General features: G+C 60.1%; 27 protein-coding genes and 1 tRNA gene. 27 read left to right on the top strand and 1 reads right to left on the bottom strand.

Going from position 1 to position 14,350, the window contains the following annotated elements; genetic code table 11:
* Window positions 1–40: 40 nt before the first annotated feature.
* Window positions 41–1,126, bottom strand: a complete 1,086-nt coding sequence (locus KBW98_RS05230; protein ID WP_211519071.1) for a mechanosensitive ion channel family protein — start codon at window positions 1,124–1,126, stop codon at window positions 41–43.
* A gap of 309 nt (window positions 1,127–1,435) precedes the next feature.
* Here KBW98_RS05230 and KBW98_RS05225 point away from each other — a divergent pair.
* From KBW98_RS05225 to rpsD, 27 genes are all read left to right on the top strand, one after another.
* Window positions 1,436–1,512: transfer RNA gene (locus KBW98_RS05225), tRNA-Val, on the top strand.
* Window positions 1,513–1,778: 266 nt separating this feature from the next.
* The gene (gene rplC / locus KBW98_RS05220; RefSeq protein ID WP_211519070.1) at window positions 1,779–2,435 is read left to right on the top strand and encodes a 50S ribosomal protein L3; all 657 of its coding nucleotides are present in this window, start codon (window positions 1,779–1,781) and stop codon (window positions 2,433–2,435) included.
* Between the two features lie 2 nt (window positions 2,436–2,437).
* Window positions 2,438–3,058, top strand: a complete 621-nt coding sequence (rplD, locus tag KBW98_RS05215; RefSeq protein ID WP_211519069.1) for a 50S ribosomal protein L4 — start codon at window positions 2,438–2,440, stop codon at window positions 3,056–3,058.
* A complete protein-coding gene (rplW, locus tag KBW98_RS05210) occupies window positions 3,055–3,372 on the top strand; it encodes a 50S ribosomal protein L23 (protein ID WP_211519068.1) in 318 nt (105 codons plus the stop codon). The genes rplD and rplW overlap by 4 nt, the downstream gene beginning before the upstream one ends.
* Complete coding sequence (rplB, locus tag KBW98_RS05205; RefSeq protein WP_211519067.1) at window positions 3,372–4,199, top strand: 50S ribosomal protein L2; 828 nt, start codon at window positions 3,372–3,374, stop codon at window positions 4,197–4,199. The genes rplW and rplB overlap by 1 nt, the downstream gene beginning before the upstream one ends.
* 10 nt (window positions 4,200–4,209) lie before the next feature.
* Window positions 4,210–4,485, top strand: a complete 276-nt coding sequence (gene rpsS, locus KBW98_RS05200) for a 30S ribosomal protein S19 (protein ID WP_026354942.1) — start codon at window positions 4,210–4,212, stop codon at window positions 4,483–4,485.
* On the top strand, window positions 4,482–4,814 hold the full coding sequence (gene rplV / locus KBW98_RS05195) for a 50S ribosomal protein L22 (RefSeq protein WP_174348348.1): 333 nt from the start codon (window positions 4,482–4,484) through the stop codon (window positions 4,812–4,814). Before rpsS ends, rplV begins: the two co-directional genes overlap by 4 nt.
* A gap of 11 nt (window positions 4,815–4,825) precedes the next feature.
* On the top strand, window positions 4,826–5,620 hold the full coding sequence (gene rpsC, locus KBW98_RS05190; protein ID WP_211519066.1) for a 30S ribosomal protein S3: 795 nt from the start codon (window positions 4,826–4,828) through the stop codon (window positions 5,618–5,620).
* A 2-nt stretch (window positions 5,621–5,622) separates the two neighbouring features.
* Window positions 5,623–6,042, top strand: a complete 420-nt coding sequence (rplP, locus tag KBW98_RS05185; protein ID WP_005663456.1) for a 50S ribosomal protein L16 — start codon at window positions 5,623–5,625, stop codon at window positions 6,040–6,042.
* A 12-nt stretch (window positions 6,043–6,054) separates the two neighbouring features.
* On the top strand, window positions 6,055–6,246 hold the full coding sequence (rpmC, locus tag KBW98_RS05180) for a 50S ribosomal protein L29 (RefSeq protein WP_211519065.1): 192 nt from the start codon (window positions 6,055–6,057) through the stop codon (window positions 6,244–6,246).
* Window positions 6,243–6,515: a 30S ribosomal protein S17 gene (gene rpsQ, locus KBW98_RS05175; protein WP_027867253.1), complete on the top strand. Its 273-nt coding sequence runs from the start codon at window positions 6,243–6,245 to the stop codon at window positions 6,513–6,515. Before rpmC ends, rpsQ begins: the two co-directional genes overlap by 4 nt.
* 236 nt (window positions 6,516–6,751) lie before the next feature.
* Window positions 6,752–7,120 carry a 50S ribosomal protein L14 gene (rplN, locus tag KBW98_RS05170; RefSeq protein ID WP_211519064.1) on the top strand — a complete coding sequence of 123 codons (369 nt, stop codon included), beginning with the start codon at window positions 6,752–6,754 and terminating at the stop codon, window positions 7,118–7,120.
* 9 nt (window positions 7,121–7,129) lie between these two features.
* Window positions 7,130–7,444, top strand: a complete 315-nt coding sequence (gene rplX / locus KBW98_RS05165; protein WP_211519063.1) for a 50S ribosomal protein L24 — start codon at window positions 7,130–7,132, stop codon at window positions 7,442–7,444.
* Window positions 7,445–7,449: 5 nt separating this feature from the next.
* Window positions 7,450–7,989, top strand: a complete 540-nt coding sequence (rplE, locus tag KBW98_RS05160) for a 50S ribosomal protein L5 (protein ID WP_211519062.1) — start codon at window positions 7,450–7,452, stop codon at window positions 7,987–7,989.
* Between the two features lie 4 nt (window positions 7,990–7,993).
* On the top strand, window positions 7,994–8,299 hold the full coding sequence (gene rpsN, locus KBW98_RS05155; RefSeq protein ID WP_211519061.1) for a 30S ribosomal protein S14: 306 nt from the start codon (window positions 7,994–7,996) through the stop codon (window positions 8,297–8,299).
* A gap of 14 nt (window positions 8,300–8,313) precedes the next feature.
* A complete protein-coding gene (gene rpsH, locus KBW98_RS05150) occupies window positions 8,314–8,709 on the top strand; it encodes a 30S ribosomal protein S8 (RefSeq protein WP_211519060.1) in 396 nt (131 codons plus the stop codon).
* A gap of 9 nt (window positions 8,710–8,718) precedes the next feature.
* A complete protein-coding gene (gene rplF / locus KBW98_RS05145; protein WP_211519059.1) occupies window positions 8,719–9,252 on the top strand; it encodes a 50S ribosomal protein L6 in 534 nt (177 codons plus the stop codon).
* 12 nt (window positions 9,253–9,264) lie between these two features.
* Window positions 9,265–9,627 (top strand): 50S ribosomal protein L18, encoded by a 363-nt coding sequence (gene rplR, locus KBW98_RS05140; protein WP_078034739.1) that lies wholly within the window; start codon window positions 9,265–9,267, stop codon window positions 9,625–9,627.
* 12 nt (window positions 9,628–9,639) lie between these two features.
* Entirely contained in the window at window positions 9,640–10,158 is a 519-nt protein-coding gene (gene rpsE, locus KBW98_RS05135; RefSeq protein WP_026354944.1) for a 30S ribosomal protein S5, read from the top strand.
* Window positions 10,159–10,169: 11 nt separating this feature from the next.
* The gene (gene rpmD / locus KBW98_RS05130; RefSeq protein WP_036246278.1) at window positions 10,170–10,349 is read left to right on the top strand and encodes a 50S ribosomal protein L30; all 180 of its coding nucleotides are present in this window, start codon (window positions 10,170–10,172) and stop codon (window positions 10,347–10,349) included.
* A 26-nt stretch (window positions 10,350–10,375) separates the two neighbouring features.
* Entirely contained in the window at window positions 10,376–10,807 is a 432-nt protein-coding gene (gene rplO, locus KBW98_RS05125) for a 50S ribosomal protein L15 (protein WP_211519058.1), read from the top strand.
* Between the two features lie 27 nt (window positions 10,808–10,834).
* The gene (gene secY / locus KBW98_RS05120; protein WP_211519057.1) at window positions 10,835–12,169 is read left to right on the top strand and encodes a preprotein translocase subunit SecY; all 1,335 of its coding nucleotides are present in this window, start codon (window positions 10,835–10,837) and stop codon (window positions 12,167–12,169) included.
* A gap of 20 nt (window positions 12,170–12,189) precedes the next feature.
* Window positions 12,190–12,408, top strand: a complete 219-nt coding sequence (gene infA / locus KBW98_RS05115; RefSeq protein WP_005663428.1) for a translation initiation factor IF-1 — start codon at window positions 12,190–12,192, stop codon at window positions 12,406–12,408.
* A 37-nt stretch (window positions 12,409–12,445) separates the two neighbouring features.
* Window positions 12,446–12,559: a 50S ribosomal protein L36 gene (gene rpmJ / locus KBW98_RS05110; protein ID WP_005663407.1), complete on the top strand. Its 114-nt coding sequence runs from the start codon at window positions 12,446–12,448 to the stop codon at window positions 12,557–12,559.
* Window positions 12,560–12,574: 15 nt separating this feature from the next.
* Entirely contained in the window at window positions 12,575–12,940 is a 366-nt protein-coding gene (rpsM, locus tag KBW98_RS05105) for a 30S ribosomal protein S13 (RefSeq protein WP_036208931.1), read from the top strand.
* Window positions 12,941–12,955: 15 nt separating this feature from the next.
* Window positions 12,956–13,360, top strand: a complete 405-nt coding sequence (gene rpsK / locus KBW98_RS05100; RefSeq protein WP_005663404.1) for a 30S ribosomal protein S11 — start codon at window positions 12,956–12,958, stop codon at window positions 13,358–13,360.
* A gap of 233 nt (window positions 13,361–13,593) precedes the next feature.
* Window positions 13,594–14,217 (top strand): 30S ribosomal protein S4, encoded by a 624-nt coding sequence (gene rpsD, locus KBW98_RS05095; protein ID WP_211519056.1) that lies wholly within the window; start codon window positions 13,594–13,596, stop codon window positions 14,215–14,217.
* The last annotated feature ends 133 nt before the right edge of the window (window positions 14,218–14,350 follow it).

The raw sequence follows: 14,350 nt of genomic DNA, 5'->3' as shown, positions 1-14,350 counted from the left end.
GCCCAAGTTCGTCGATGGCCGGAGCGCGGTGCCCGGCCTGTCAGGCTGCGGCTTTCTCGACATGCGGCAGGGGCTGCGGCACGGCTGCCTGCCGGCCCGCCAGATGCACCGTCTGCGCCGGCAACGCCAGCTTGACTCCCTGCTCGGCGAGCATCGCCACGATCCGCAAATAGATCTCCTGCTGCACATCCATGAACACCCGGTAGTCGGCGGTGTCGACGAAGTACACCACCTCGTAGCTGAAGGCCGGCGCCGTCATGCCCTTGAAGTGCGCGCGGTCGAAGCGTACCTGCGGCTGCGCGGCGACGATGGCTTCGATCAGGCCGGGCAGGGCGCGCAGGCTTGGTTCCGGCGTCTCGTGGCTCACTTCCAGCCCGAACACCACGCGCCGCGCTTCCATGCGGCGCAGGTTGTGGATGCGGCTCTTGAGCAGGGCCGCGTTCGAGAACACGATCTGCTCGCCGCCCAGGCTGCGCACGCGCGTGGTCTTCAGGCCCACGTGCTCCACCGTGCCCATGGCGTTGTCCACGATGATGAAGTCGCCGATCACGAAGGGCTTGTCGAGCACGATCGACAGCGAGGCGAACAGATCGCCCAGGATGCTCTGCACCGCGAGGGCCACCGCAATGCCGCCGATGCCCAGGCTCGCCACCAGGGTCGTGATGTTGACGCCCAGGTTATCGAGGATCATCAGCACCACCACCGCCCACAGCAGCACGCGCAGCAGGAAGCCGATCGCGGCGGACGAGGTGGCGCGGCCCGGATCGTCGGCCTGCTGCGCGCGGGTGGACGCCAGCCAGCTGCGCACCCCATGGTCGCCCCAGATCGCGCACTGGACCAGGATGGCGGCGATGGCGGCGCGGCCGATGAAGAGCTGGGCCTTGTCCGGCAAGGCCAGCAGGCTGGCGCCGGCGTACAGGCCGAGGATGGCCAGCACCAGGAGGCGGGTCGAGGACAGGGCCGCCACCAGCACGCCGCGGGGGCGCGAGGCCCGCTCGGCGGTCAGGCTGCGGATGCGGCGCACCAGGATGGCCTTCACCGCGTCCAGGCCCGCCGCCACGGCGACGGCGGCAACCAGGGCGATCAGCCAGTCGGTCACGGGATTGCCGAGGATGATGTGGTTCATGTTGGTCTCTTCAGGTCAATGGCGGGCTGCAGGCGCAAAGGGCGGAGGAGGCGCCCGGCCGCCGGGCGAAAGGGGAAAGACAGAGTGCGGACGCAGCGCGGGAGTGGCCGCGTGCAAGCGCGCCGGAGGGCGCCCGTCTCCAAGTGCATTTGTACAATAGCATTTCAAATGGGCATCGACAACCCGCGTCACGATTGGACGGCGTGGTGGGGACGGTGGGCAGGGCGGAGGGGGAATGTCGAAAAATTGCCGCAGCATGAAAAAAGCTATTGCAAAACTTCAAGCAAGCTTCGTATAATGCGGCTCCCCGGGCGGTTAGTTCAGCTGGTTAGAATACTTGGTCGACATCCAAGGGGTCGCAGGTTCGAATCCTGCACCGCCCACCAGACTTCCAGATCGCAAGTTCTCGAAACTTGCAGAGAAAAGATGCAGCGGTGTGTCTTTTCTGTGCCGGACCAGCAAGGTCCGGATTCCTCGCTCTCTCCATTATGCGAAAAACGCAACAGACCCGGCTACTCGCCCGATTCTTCTGTTGCGCCGTCGTCGTTTGCACGCTATACTAGCCGGCTTCGGTATGGGTCTATCTTTTTTGACCCATATTTTTTAGTAGTTCAACTACCCCCGCCCAATCGTAGGTGGGAATGGAGAAAAAATGAGCCTGGGCCTTCTCGGTCGCAAGGTTGGCATGATGCGTATCTTTACGGATGACGGCGATTCGATCCCTGTCACCGTCCTGGACGTGTCGAACAACCGTGTTGCGCAAGTCAAAACTCCTGAAACTGACGGTTATACCGCTGTTCAGGTCGTCTTCGGTCAGCGTCGCGCTTCCCGCGTGAACAAGGCCGCCGCCGGTCACTACGCCAAAGCTGGCGTCGAAGCCGGTACGATGCTGAAGGAATTCCGCATCGATTCCACCAAAGCCGCCGAACTCAAAGCCGGCGACACCATCAATGCTTCGATGTTCGAAGTGGGCCAGAAAATCGACGTGCAAGGCACCTCGATCGGTAAGGGCTACGCCGGTACCATCAAGCGTTACAACTTCTCGTCGGGTCGCCAGACCCACGGTAACTCGCGTTCGCACAACGTTCCTGGCTCCATCGGTATGGCCCAGGATCCGGGCCGCGTGTTCCCGGGCAAGCGCATGACCGGTCACATGGGCGACGTTACCGTCACCACCCAGAACCTGGAAATCGCCCGCATCGACGCTGAGCGTCAACTGCTGATGGTCAAAGGTGCCGTTCCTGGCGCCAAGAACGGCCAAGTGGTTGTCAAGCCGGCTGTCAAAACCAAAGCCAAGAAAGGAGCTTAAATATGGAACTTCAGCTCCTGAATGAGCAAGGTCAAGCTGGCGCAGGCGTTGCAGCTGCCGACACCGTGTTCGGCCGCGAATACAACGAAGCCCTGATCCACCAGATCGTGGTCGCTTACGCCGCCAACGCACGTAGCGGCAACCGCAAGCAGAAAGACCGCGAAGAAGTCAGCCACACCACCAAGAAGCCATGGCGCCAGAAGGGCACCGGCCGCGCTCGTGCTGGTATGTCGTCGTCGCCTCTGTGGCGCGGCGGTGGTCGTATCTTCCCGAACACCCCGGACGAGAACTTCTCGCACAAGGTCAACAAGAAGATGTTCCGTGCAGGTATCTGCTCGATCTTCTCGCAGCTGGCCCGCGAAGGCCGCCTGAACGTGGTTGAGAACCTGTCGATCGAAGCTCCGAAAACCAAGCTGCTGTCGCAAAAGCTGCAGGGCATGGGCCTGGAGTCGGTCCTCGTGATCACCGACACCATCGACGAAAACCTGCTGCTCGCCTCGCGCAACCTGCCGAACGTGCTGGTCGTCGAGCCGAAGGCTGCTGACCCGATGTCGCTGGTGTTCTACAAGAAAGTCCTGGTCACCAAAGCTGCTCTGGCCAAGATCGAGGAGATGTACGCATGAGCGCCGCAATCAAATTTAGCGAAGAGCGCCTGATGAAGGTGCTGCTGGCTCCGATCATTTCCGAAAAAGCGACCTTCGTCGCGGAAAAGAACGAGCAGATCGTGTTCAAGGTTCTGCCGGACGCGACCAAGCCAGAAATCAAGGCTGCCGTCGAGCTGCTGTTCAAGGTCGAAGTGGAATCGGTGCAAACCGTGAACCGCGAAGGCAAGCAGAAGCGCTCGGGCCGTTTCAACGGTCGCCGCAACCACACCAAGCGCGCTTTCGTGTGCCTGAAGCCAGGCCAGGAAATCAATTTTGTCGAGGAGGCTAAATAATGGCACTCGTTAAGATGAAGCCAACCTCCCCAGGCCGTCGCGGCATGGTGAAAGTTGTGACCGAGGGCCTGTACAAAGGCCGTCCGTTCGCAGCCCTGGTTGAAAAGAAATCGAAGACCGCCGGCCGTAACAACAACGGTCACATCACCACCCGCCACATCGGCGGTGGCCACAAGCAGCACTACCGCCTGGTTGACTTCAAGCGCAACAAGGACGGCATTCCTGCCAAGGTCGAGCGTATCGAATACGACCCGAACCGTACCGCGCACATCGCTCTGCTGTGCTACGCCGACGGTCACCGTGCGTACATCATCGCCACCAAGGGCATGGCTGTGGGCGACACCGTCATGAACGGCTCGGAAGCGCCGATCAAGGCCGGTAACTGCCTGCCGATCCGCAACATCCCGGTTGGTACCGTGATGAACTGCGTCGAAATGCTGCCGGGTAAAGGCGCACAGATGGCCCGCACCGCCGGCGCCGCTGTGGTCCTGATGGCCCGTGAAGGCACCTACGCCCAGGTTCGCCTGCGTTCGGGTGAAGTGCGCCGCGTGCACATCGAGTGCCGCGCCACCGTGGGTGAAGTCGGCAACGCCGAACACAGCCTGCGCAAGATCGGTAAAGCCGGTGCGATGCGTTGGCGCGGTGTGCGTCCGACCGTCCGCGGTGTCGTCATGAACCCGATCGACCACCCGCACGGTGGTGGTGAAGGCCGTACGGCAGCAGGTCGCCATCCGGTGTCGCCATGGGGCCAGCAGACCAAGGGCAAGAAGACGCGTTCGAACAAGCGCACTTCGTCGATGATCGTCTCGCGCCGCGGCAAGAAATAAGGGATAAAACATGACTCGTTCATTGAAAAAAGGGCCGTTCATTGACGCCCACCTGGTGAAGAAAGTCGAAGCCGCGCAAGCGACCAAAGACAAGAAGCCAGTCAAAACCTGGTCGCGCCGCTCGACGATCACCCCGGACTTCATCGGTCTGACGATCGCTGTCCACAACGGCAAGCTGCACGTGCCGGTGTACGTCTCGGAGAACATGGTCGGCCACAAGCTCGGCGAATTCGCGCTGACCCGTACGTTCAAGGGCCACGCCGCTGACAAGAAGGCGAAAAAATAATGGAAACTAAAGCTATCCTCAAAGGCGTGCGCCTGTCGGAACAGAAGGGCCGCCTGGTTGCCGACCTGATCCGTGGTAAGAAAGTTGACGCAGCACTCAACATTCTGCAGTTCAGCCCGAAGAAGGGCGCGACCATCATCAAGAAGGTGCTCGAGTCGGCAATCGCCAACGCCGAGCACAACGATGGCGCGGACATCGACGAGCTGAAGGTCACCCAGATCTACGTCGAAAAGGGCCCGATCCTGAAGCGCTTCACCGCACGTGCGAAGGGCCGCGGCGATCGCATTTCGAAACAATCCTGTCACATCTACGTGACTGTCGGTAACTAAGGGGTCATACGATGGGTCAGAAAATCCACCCAACCGGCTTCCGCCTGGCGGTCACCCGTAACTGGGCATCGCGCTGGTACGCTGGCAACGGCAACTTCGCCGAGATGCTGAAGGAAGACCTGGAAGCGCGCGCTTTCCTGAAGAAGAAGCTGAAGAACGCTTCGGTCGGCCGCATCGTCATCGAGCGTCCTGCCAAGAACGCACGCTTCACGATCTACTCGTCGCGTCCTGGCGTCGTGATCGGCAAGAAGGGCGAAGACATCGAAGTGCTGAAGTCGTCGCTGACGAAGATCATGGGCGTGCCCGTGCACGTCAATATCGAAGAGATCCGCAAGCCGGAAATCGACTCGCAGCTGATCGCCGACTCGATCTCGCAGCAGCTCGAAAAGCGCATCATGTTCCGCCGCGCGATGAAGCGCGCCATGCAGAACGCAATGCGCCTGGGCGCCGTCGGCATCAAGATCATGTCGTCGGGCCGCCTGAACGGCATCGAGATCGCACGTACCGAATGGTACCGCGAAGGCCGTGTGCCGCTGCACACCCTGCGCGCCGATATCGACTACGGCACCAGCGAAGCATCGACCACCTACGGCATCATCGGCGTCAAGGTGTGGGTCTACAAGGGCGACCGTTCGGCAACGGGCGAAGCACCTGTGATCGACGTCCCGGCCGACGAGAAGAAGCCACGCGGCCCGCGCCGCGATGATGGCAAGCCAGCCGGCCGTGGCCGTCCGGGCGCCAAACCAGGAGCCGCTCCAGCAGGTCGTCGCGCCGCTGCCAAGCCGGCTGAGAAAGCAGGAGAATAAAGATGCTGCAGCCATCCCGCAGAAAGTATCGTAAAGAGCAGAAGGGCCGTAACACCGGCATTTCGCACACCCGCGGCACCGCTGTGTCGTTCGGCGAGTTCGGCCTGAAGGCAGTTGCCCGCGGCCGTATCACCGCACGCCAGATCGAAGCTGCACGTCGTGCGATGACCCGTCACATCAAGCGTGGCGGCCGTATCTGGATCCGTATCTTCCCGGACAAGCCGATCTCGAACAAGCCGGCCGAAGTCCGTATGGGTAACGGTAAGGGTAACCCGGAGTACTACGTCGCTGAAATCCAGCCAGGCAAGGTCCTGTACGAGATGGACGGCGTCGCAGAAGAACTGGCGCGCGAAGCGTTCCGCCTGGCCGCTGCCAAACTGCCGCTGGCAACCACCTTCGTGGTGCGCCAAGTCGGCCAATAACAGGAGTTGAATATGAAAGCATCGGAACTCCGCGGCAAAGACCAGGACGCCCTGCAGAAGGAGCTGAATGAGCTGCTGAAGGCCCAGTTCGGCCTGCGCATGCAGCTGGCTACCCAGCAGCTGGCGAACACCGCGCAGCTCAAGAAAGTACGTCGCGATATCGCGCGTGTGAAGACTGTGATGAACTCGAAGGAAGCCAAATGAACGACACCACTAAAACGGCGCTGAAGCGTACGCTGGTCGGCAAGGTCGTGTCCGACAAAATGGACAAGACGGTGACCGTCCTGATCGAGCGTCACGTGAAGCACCCGCTGTATGGCAAGATCATCGTGCGCTCGAACAAGTACCACGCGCACGACGAGACCAACCAGGTCAAGACCGGCGACACGGTCGAGATCACGGAAGGTCGCCCGATCTCGAAGACGAAGGCCTGGACCGTGACCCGTGTTGTGCAACAAGCACAGGTCATCTAAGCCTTAAAAATTTGTCTTGCGTGGCCCGCTGGTATCTGGGATACTAGCGGGCTTCGTTCATGTGTTGCCGCAGTATGTCCCCGCGATGTCGGCGGCCTGTGTAGCGAAAGTTATTGGAAAGTCCAATCACCCAAACGTCATGCTCCAGCAGGGGCGTGCCGGCGGGACCAAGACTGACCGCAGGCCCACGGTTCTCCGTGGGGTTTTCTACGGCTTAAGTTGGGAAAGAAAATACTATGATTCAAACCGAAAGCCGGCTCGAAGTGGCCGACAACACCGGTGCCAAGGAAGTTCTGTGCATCAAGGTGTTGGGCGGTTCCAAACGCCGTTATGCGAGCATTGGCGACATCATCAAGGTCACCGTCAAGGTGGCTGCGCCGCGTGGTCGCGTCAAAAAAGGTGAAATTTACAACGCCGTGGTTGTGCGTACCGCTAAAGGTGTGCGCCGCCAGGACGGTTCCCTGGTCAAGTTCGACGGCAACGCCGCCGTGCTCCTGAACAGCAAGCTGGAGCCGATCGGTACCCGTATCTTCGGACCGGTGACGCGCGAACTGCGTACCGAGAAGTTCATGAAGATCGTGTCCCTGGCACCTGAAGTTCTGTAAGGAGTCGCAATGGATAAGATTCGTAAAAACGACGAAGTCATCGTTCTGGCCGGTAAGGACAAGGGCAAGCGTGGCGTCGTTCAGAAGCGTGTAGACGCTGAACACGTCATCGTCGAAGGCGTCAACGTCGCCAAGAAAGCGACCAAGCCGAACCCGATGACCGGTAACACTGGTGGTATCGTCGACAAGACTATGCCGATTCACGTCTCGAACGTCGCGCTGTTCAACGCAGCGACCGGCAAGGCGGATCGCGTTGGCTTCAAGGATGTGGATGGCAAGAAAGTCCGCGTCTTCAAGTCGAACGGCGAAGTAGTGAAGGGGTAAGAACAATGGCCCGTCTCCAAGCAATTTACAAAGAAAAAGTCGTCGCCGAGCTGACCGAGAAGTTCGGTTACAAGTCGGTGATGGAAGTGCCGCGCCTGACCAAGATCACCCTGAACATGGGCCTGTCGGAAGCTGTCGCCGACAAGAAGATCATCGAGCACGCCACCGGCGACCTGACCAAGATCGCCGGCCAGAAGCCGGTCGTCACCAAGGCTCGCAAGGCAATCGCAGGTTTCAAGATCCGCGAAGGCTACCCGATCGGTACGATGGTGACCCTGCGTGGCGCCCGCATGTACGAATTCCTGGACCGTTTCATCACCGTGGCCCTGCCGCGCGTGCGTGACTTCCGTGGTGTCAGCGGCAAATCCTTCGATGGCCGCGGCAACTACAACATCGGCGTCAAAGAGCAGATCATCTTCCCGGAAATCGATTACGACAAGATCGATGCGCTGCGTGGCATGAACATCTCGATCACCACCACCGCTAAGACCGACGAAGAAGCCAAAGCGCTGCTCGCCGCCTTCAAATTCCCGTTCAGGAACTAAGAGCATGGCAAAACTTGCACTGATTAACCGCGAACAGAAGCGTGCAGACCTGGTGGAGAAATTCGCCGCAAAGCGTGCAGCTCTGAAAGCGATCATCAACGACCAGTCGAAGTCGGAAGAAGAGCGTTACGAAGCACGTCTGAAGCTGCAGGCGCTGCCGCGCAACTCGGCCCCGACCCGCCAGCGTAACCGCTGCGCCATCACCGGCCGTCCACGTGGCACTTTCCGTAAATTCGGTCTGGCCCGCACCAAAGTCCGTGAATTCGCCATGAAAGGCGAAATCCCGGGTATCACCAAAGCCAGCTGGTAATAGGAGAATAAGCAATGAGTATGAGCGATCCTATCGCCGATATGCTGACCCGCATTCGCAACGCACAGGGTGTACAGAAGACCACGGTCGCAATGCCGTCGTCGAAAGTCAAGGTTGCCATTGCCAACGTCCTGAAGGACGAGGGTTACATTGAAGATTTCGCCGTGTCCACCGAAGGTGGCAAGTCGGAACTGAAGATCGGTTTGAAGTATTACACCGGCCGTCCGGTCATCGAGCGCATCGAGCGCGTGTCCCGTCCTGGCCTGCGCGTCTACAAGGGCAAGGATGAAATCCCGTCGGTCATGAATGGCCTGGGCGTGGCAATCGTCTCGACCCCGCAGGGCGTGATGACCGACCGCAAAGCACGTGCTACCGGCGTCGGTGGCGAAGTGCTGTGCTACGTGGCTTAAGGAGTAAACATGTCTCGAGTAGCTAAGATGCCAATCGCCGTCCCGGCAGGTACCGATGTCGCGATCAACGCGTCGTCGATCACCGTCAAGGGCCCGCTCGGCACCCTGACCCAGCCGCTGAACGGCCTGGTCAAAGTGGAAAACAACAACGGCACGCTGACCTTCGACGTGGTGGACGATTCGCGTGAATCGAACGCCATGTCGGGTACCCTGCGCGCCCTGGTCAACAACATGGTTACCGGCGTCACCAAGGGCTTCGAGAAGAAGCTGAACCTGGTGGGCGTGGGCTACAAGGCAGCTGTGCAGGGCAACGCCCTGAACCTGTCGCTGGGCTTCTCGCACCCGGTGCTGCACGCGATGCCGGAAGGCGTCACTGCCGTCACCCCGACCCCGACCGAGATCCTGATCAAGGGTATCGATCGTCAAAAGGTCGGCCAGGTTGCCGCAGAAGTGCGCGCTTACCGCTCGCCTGAGCCTTACAAAGGCAAGGGTGTCCGTTATTCGGACGAAGTGGTGAAGCTTAAAGAAACCAAGAAGAAATAATCGGAGCTGACGATGGACAAGAAAGAATCGCGTCTGCGTCGCGGACGTCAAACCCGCATCAAGATCGCCCAGCTGGGCGTGAACCGTCTGTCGGTTCACCGCACCAACCTGCACATCTATGCGAACCTGATCAGCCCGGACGCAAAGGTGCTGGTGTCGGCTTCGACGCTGGAAGCGGAAGTGCGCGCCGAACTGGCAGGCAAGAGCGGTGCAGGCGGCAACGCTGCCGCTGCCGCCCTGGTTGGCAAGCGCGTCGCCGAGAAGGCACTGAAAGCAGGAATCACCGAAGTTGCGTTCGATCGCTCGGGTTTCCGTTACCACGGCCGTGTGAAGGCGCTGGCGGAAGCCGCGCGTGAAGCCGGTCTGAAGTTCTAAGGAAGAATCGTCATGGCAAAAATGCAAGCGAAAATGGCAAGCGACAAGCCGGATGATGGCATGCGCGAGAAAATGATCGCGATCAACCGCGTGACCAAAGTGGTCAAGGGTGGTCGTATCATGGGTTTTGCAGCGCTGACCGTTGTCGGTGACGGCGATGGCCGCATCGGCATGGGCAAAGGCAAGTCGAAGGAAGTTCCTGTCGGCGTGCAAAAAGCGATGGAAGAAGCCCGCCGCAACCTGATCAAGGTGCCCCTCAAGAACGGTACGCTGCACCACACCGTTACCGGTCGTCACGGCGCCTCGCGCGTCATGATGTCGCCGGCCAAGCCGGGTACCGGCGTGATCGCTGGTGGCGCAATGCGCGCTATCTTCGAGGTGATGGGCGTGACCGACGTGGTCGCCAAGTCGACCGGTTCGTCGAACCCGTACAACCTGGTTCGCGCCACCCTCGACGGTCTGGCAAAAATGAGCACTCCGGCTGACATCGCTGCCAAGCGCGGCAAGTCGGTTGAAGACATCCTGGGTTAAGGGGAACAAACATGGCAAACACTGTCAAAGTCAAGCTCGTCAAGGGCCTGATCGGTACCCGTCAGGATCACCGTGCCACCGTGCGCGGCCTGGGTCTGCGTCGTGTCAACTCGGTCTCCGAGCTGCAGGACACCCCGTCCGTGCGTGGCATGATCAACAAAGTCGCGTACCTCGTTAAAGTTGTTTCGTAAGCCGCGGCTTACGTACGGAGAAATCAATGGAACTCAATACCATTCAACCAGCTGACGGCGCCAAGCACGCGAAGCGTCGCGTTGGCCGCGGTATCGGCTCGGGCCTGGGCAAGACTGCCGGCCGCGGTCACAAGGGTCAGAAATCGCGTTCGGGCGGCTTCCACAAAGTCGGCTTCGAAGGCGGTCAGATGCCTCTGCAGCGTCGTCTGCCGAAGCGCGGCTTCAAGTCGCTGAACGCATCGTTCAAGGCTGAAGTGCGTCTGTCGGACCTGAACGCCCTGGCTGTCGGCGACGTCGACATCCTGGTGCTGAAGCAGGCAGGCATCCTGCCGGTCGTGGCACGTGACGTGCGCGTCATCCTGTCCGGCGAGATCACCAAAGCGGTGAACCTCAAGGGCCTGAAGGCGACCGCCGGCGCGAAAGCGGCGATCGAAGCAGCTGGCGGTTCGGTCGCTTAATTGCGACCTGCCTGATCGGAGCAAAAATTGGCGACTAATTCACAACTTGGTAAAAGCGCCGCTTCCGGCTTCCCCTGGGGCCGGCTGTGGTTTTTGCTTGGCGCATTGGTCGTGTACCGCATCGGTGCTCATATCCCGGTCCCCGGGATTGACCCGGTGCAGCTTGCGTCGCTGTTCAAGCAGAACGAAGGCGGCATCCTGGGCATGTTCAACATGTTCTCGGGCGGCGCCTTGTCCCGCTTTACCGTGTTCGCGCTCGGCATCATGCCTTACATTTCGGCTTCGATCATCATGCAGCTCGCATCGATCGTCTCGCCGCAACTGGAGGCACTGAAGAAGGAAGGCGAAGCTGGCCGCCGCAAGATCACCCAGTACACCCGTTACTTCACGGTGGCACTGGCGCTGTTCCAGGCGTTCGGCATCGCGGTCGCGCTCGAGGCGCAGCCGGGACTCGTGCTCGATCCGGGCATGGGCTTCCGCTTCGTCACTGTGACGACCCTCCTGACCGGCACCATGTTCCTCATGTGGCTGGGCGAGCAGATCACCGAACGCGGTCTCGGCAACGGCATCTCGATCATCATCTTTGCCGGTATCGCAGCAGGTCTGCCTTCGGCCCTGGGCGGCTTGTTCACCCTGGTGTCGAACGGTTCGATCGGCAGCTTCTCGGCGATCCTGATCGTCGCGCTGGTGGTGGCGGTGACTTTCGGTGTCGTGTTCGTCGAACGCGGCCAGCGCAAGATCCTGGTTAACTACGCCAAACGCCAGGTCGGCAACAAGATCTATGGTGGCCAAACCAGCCACCTGCCCTTGAAGCTGAACATGGCAGGCGTGATTCCGCCGATCTTCGCTTCGTCGATCATCCTGTTCCCGGCAACGATCGTCGACTGGTTCACGCGCGGCAAGGACTCCAGTGGCCCGGTTATCGGGTTCCTGAAGGATCTTGCAGCGTCGATGGCGCCAGGCGAGCCGATCCACGCGTTGCTGTATGCGGTGGCGATCGTGTTCTTCTGCTTCTTCTACACCGCGCTGGTATTCAACAGCAAGGAGACGGCGGACAACTTGAAGAAGAGCGGCGCATTCGTTCCGGGCATCCGTCCGGGCGAGCAGACTGCCCGCTACATCGACAAGATCCTGATGCGCCTGACCCTTGCCGGTGCGGTCTATATCACCCTGGTGTGCCTGGTGCCGGAGTTCATGACTGCCCAGTGGAAGGTTCCCTTCTACTTCGGCGGCACGTCGCTCCTGATCATCGTGGTGGTGACGATGGACTTCATGGCACAAGTGCAGAACTACGTCATGTCGCAGCAATATGAATCGCTGCTGCGCAAGGCTAACTTCAAGGGCGGAATTCCGACGCGATAAGCGGGGAGTGCATAGAGCGAATGGCAAAAGACGACGTCATCCAAATGCAAGGGGAGATTCTCGAGAATCTCCCGAACGCGACATTTCGCGTGAAGCTGGAAAACGGGCACGTGGTGCTGGGACATATCTCGGGTAAAATGCGGATGAATTACATCCGCATTCTCCCGGGCGACAAGGTGACGGTGGAACTGACCCCGTACGACCTTTCCCGGGCCCGCATTGTGTTCCGCACCAAGTAAAAAAATCATCAAGTAAACGAACCGAAGAGAGTGCAAAATGAAAGTTAACGCTTCAGTCAAGCGGATCTGCCGCAACTGCAAGATCATCAAGCGCAAGGGCGTGGTCCGTGTGATCTGCGTCGAGCCGCGTCACAAGCAGCGTCAAGGTTAATACGAGGAATATCGAATGGCACGTATTGCAGGGGTTAACATCCCAAATCATCAGCACACTGTTATCGGCCTGACGGCGATCTACGGTATTGGCCGTCCGCGTTCGCAGAAGATCTGCGACGCAACCGGTATCGCGACCAACAAGAAGGTCAAGGACCTGGACGATAACGAACTCGAGAAGCTGCGCGACGAAGTTGCGAAGTTTGTCGTGGAAGGCGACCTGCGCCGTGAACTGTCCATGAACATCAAGCGTCTGATGGACCTGGGCTGCTACCGCGGCATGCGTCACCGTAAGGGTCTGCCGGTGCGCGGCCAGCGTACCCGTACCAATGCACGTACCCGCAAAGGTCCGCGCAAGGCCGCACAATCGCTCAAGAAATAATCTAGGAACCTGACCATGGCCAAGCAACAAAGCAGCGCAGCAGCAGCTCGCGTCCGCAAGAAAGTCAAGAAGAACGTTGCCGAGGGTATCGCCCACGTGCACGCGTCCTTCAACAACACGATCATCACGATCACCGACCGTCAGGGCAACGCTCTGTCGTGGGCAACCTCCGGCGGCGCCGGCTTCAAGGGCTCGCGCAAGTCGACCCCGTTCGCAGCGCAGGTTGCTGCCGAAGCTGCAGGCAAGGTCGCTCAGGAGTCGGGCGTGAAGAACCTGGAAGTGCGTATCAAGGGCCCAGGCCCGGGCCGTGAGTCGGCTGTGCGCGCGCTGAACAACCTGGGCATCAAGATCACCGAGATCCAGGACGTGACCCCGGTTCCGCACAACGGCTGCCGTCCGCCGAAGCGTCGTCGTATCTAATACGACACGCGCGGGGTGAGGTTCCCACACGAGGGAACCGAACAAACGCTCCGTTGTGTTGCAAAGAATGCCGGTGCAGTTGCCCGAAATAGGGTATACTGCCCGGCTCTTGTCGCCTGCCATTTCGTTTGGCGGGCGATTTGTTTAAGCCACGTCCGGCCAGCTATGGACCGGACTAGCGCCTGGGCGTTTATGCGCCGCTGGGGCGTGATTAATTTATAAAGGTATCTAACGTGGCACGTTATATCGGACCAAAAGCAAAACTGTCGCGCCGTGAAGGCACCGACCTGTTCCTGAAGAGCGCACGCCGCTCGCTCGATTCGAAGTGCAAACTGGACGTCAAGCCAGGCCAGCACGGCGTCAAGTCGGGTGCCCGCACCTCGGACTACGGCAACCAGCTGCGTGAAAAGCAGAAGGTCAAGCGTATCTACGGCGTGCTCGAGCGTCAGTTCCGCCGCTACTTCGCTGAAGCGTCGCGCCGCAAGGGCAACACCGGCGAAACCCTGCTGAAGCTGCTGGAATCGCGCCTGGACAACGTCGCTTACCGCATGGGCTTCGGCTCGACCCGCGCTGAAGCGCGCCAGCTGGTGAGCCACAAGGCCTTCACCGTCAACGGTAACGTCGTGAACATCGCTTCGTACCAGGTCAAGACCGGCGACGTCATCGCCGTGCGCGAAAAGGCCAAGAAGCAAGTGCGTATCGCTGAAGCCCTGTCGCTGGCCGAGCAAGTCGGTTTCCCGAGCTGGGTCTCGGTCGATGCCAAGAAGTTCGAAGGCACCTTCCGTTCGTTCCCGGAGCGTAACGAGATCGCTGCTGACGTCAACGAAGCGCTGATCGTCGAACTGTACTCGCGTTAATTGACATTTTGGGCGACGCGAGTCGCCCAAAATGTCATCCCCGCGAAGGCGGGGACCCAAGTTTGCCGGCTTAGCCACGAACTTGGGTTCCCGCCTCCGCGGGAACGACGTGCGGTGGTGCGGCCGCAGCAAC

Source organism: Massilia sp. ST3, assembly GCF_018119405.1.
In the GTDB taxonomy this organism is placed as follows: domain Bacteria; phylum Pseudomonadota; class Gammaproteobacteria; order Burkholderiales; family Burkholderiaceae_D; genus Telluria.
The sequence above is the reverse complement of the archived record's forward strand: the minus strand, read 5'-3'. Positions and strand labels throughout refer to the sequence as shown.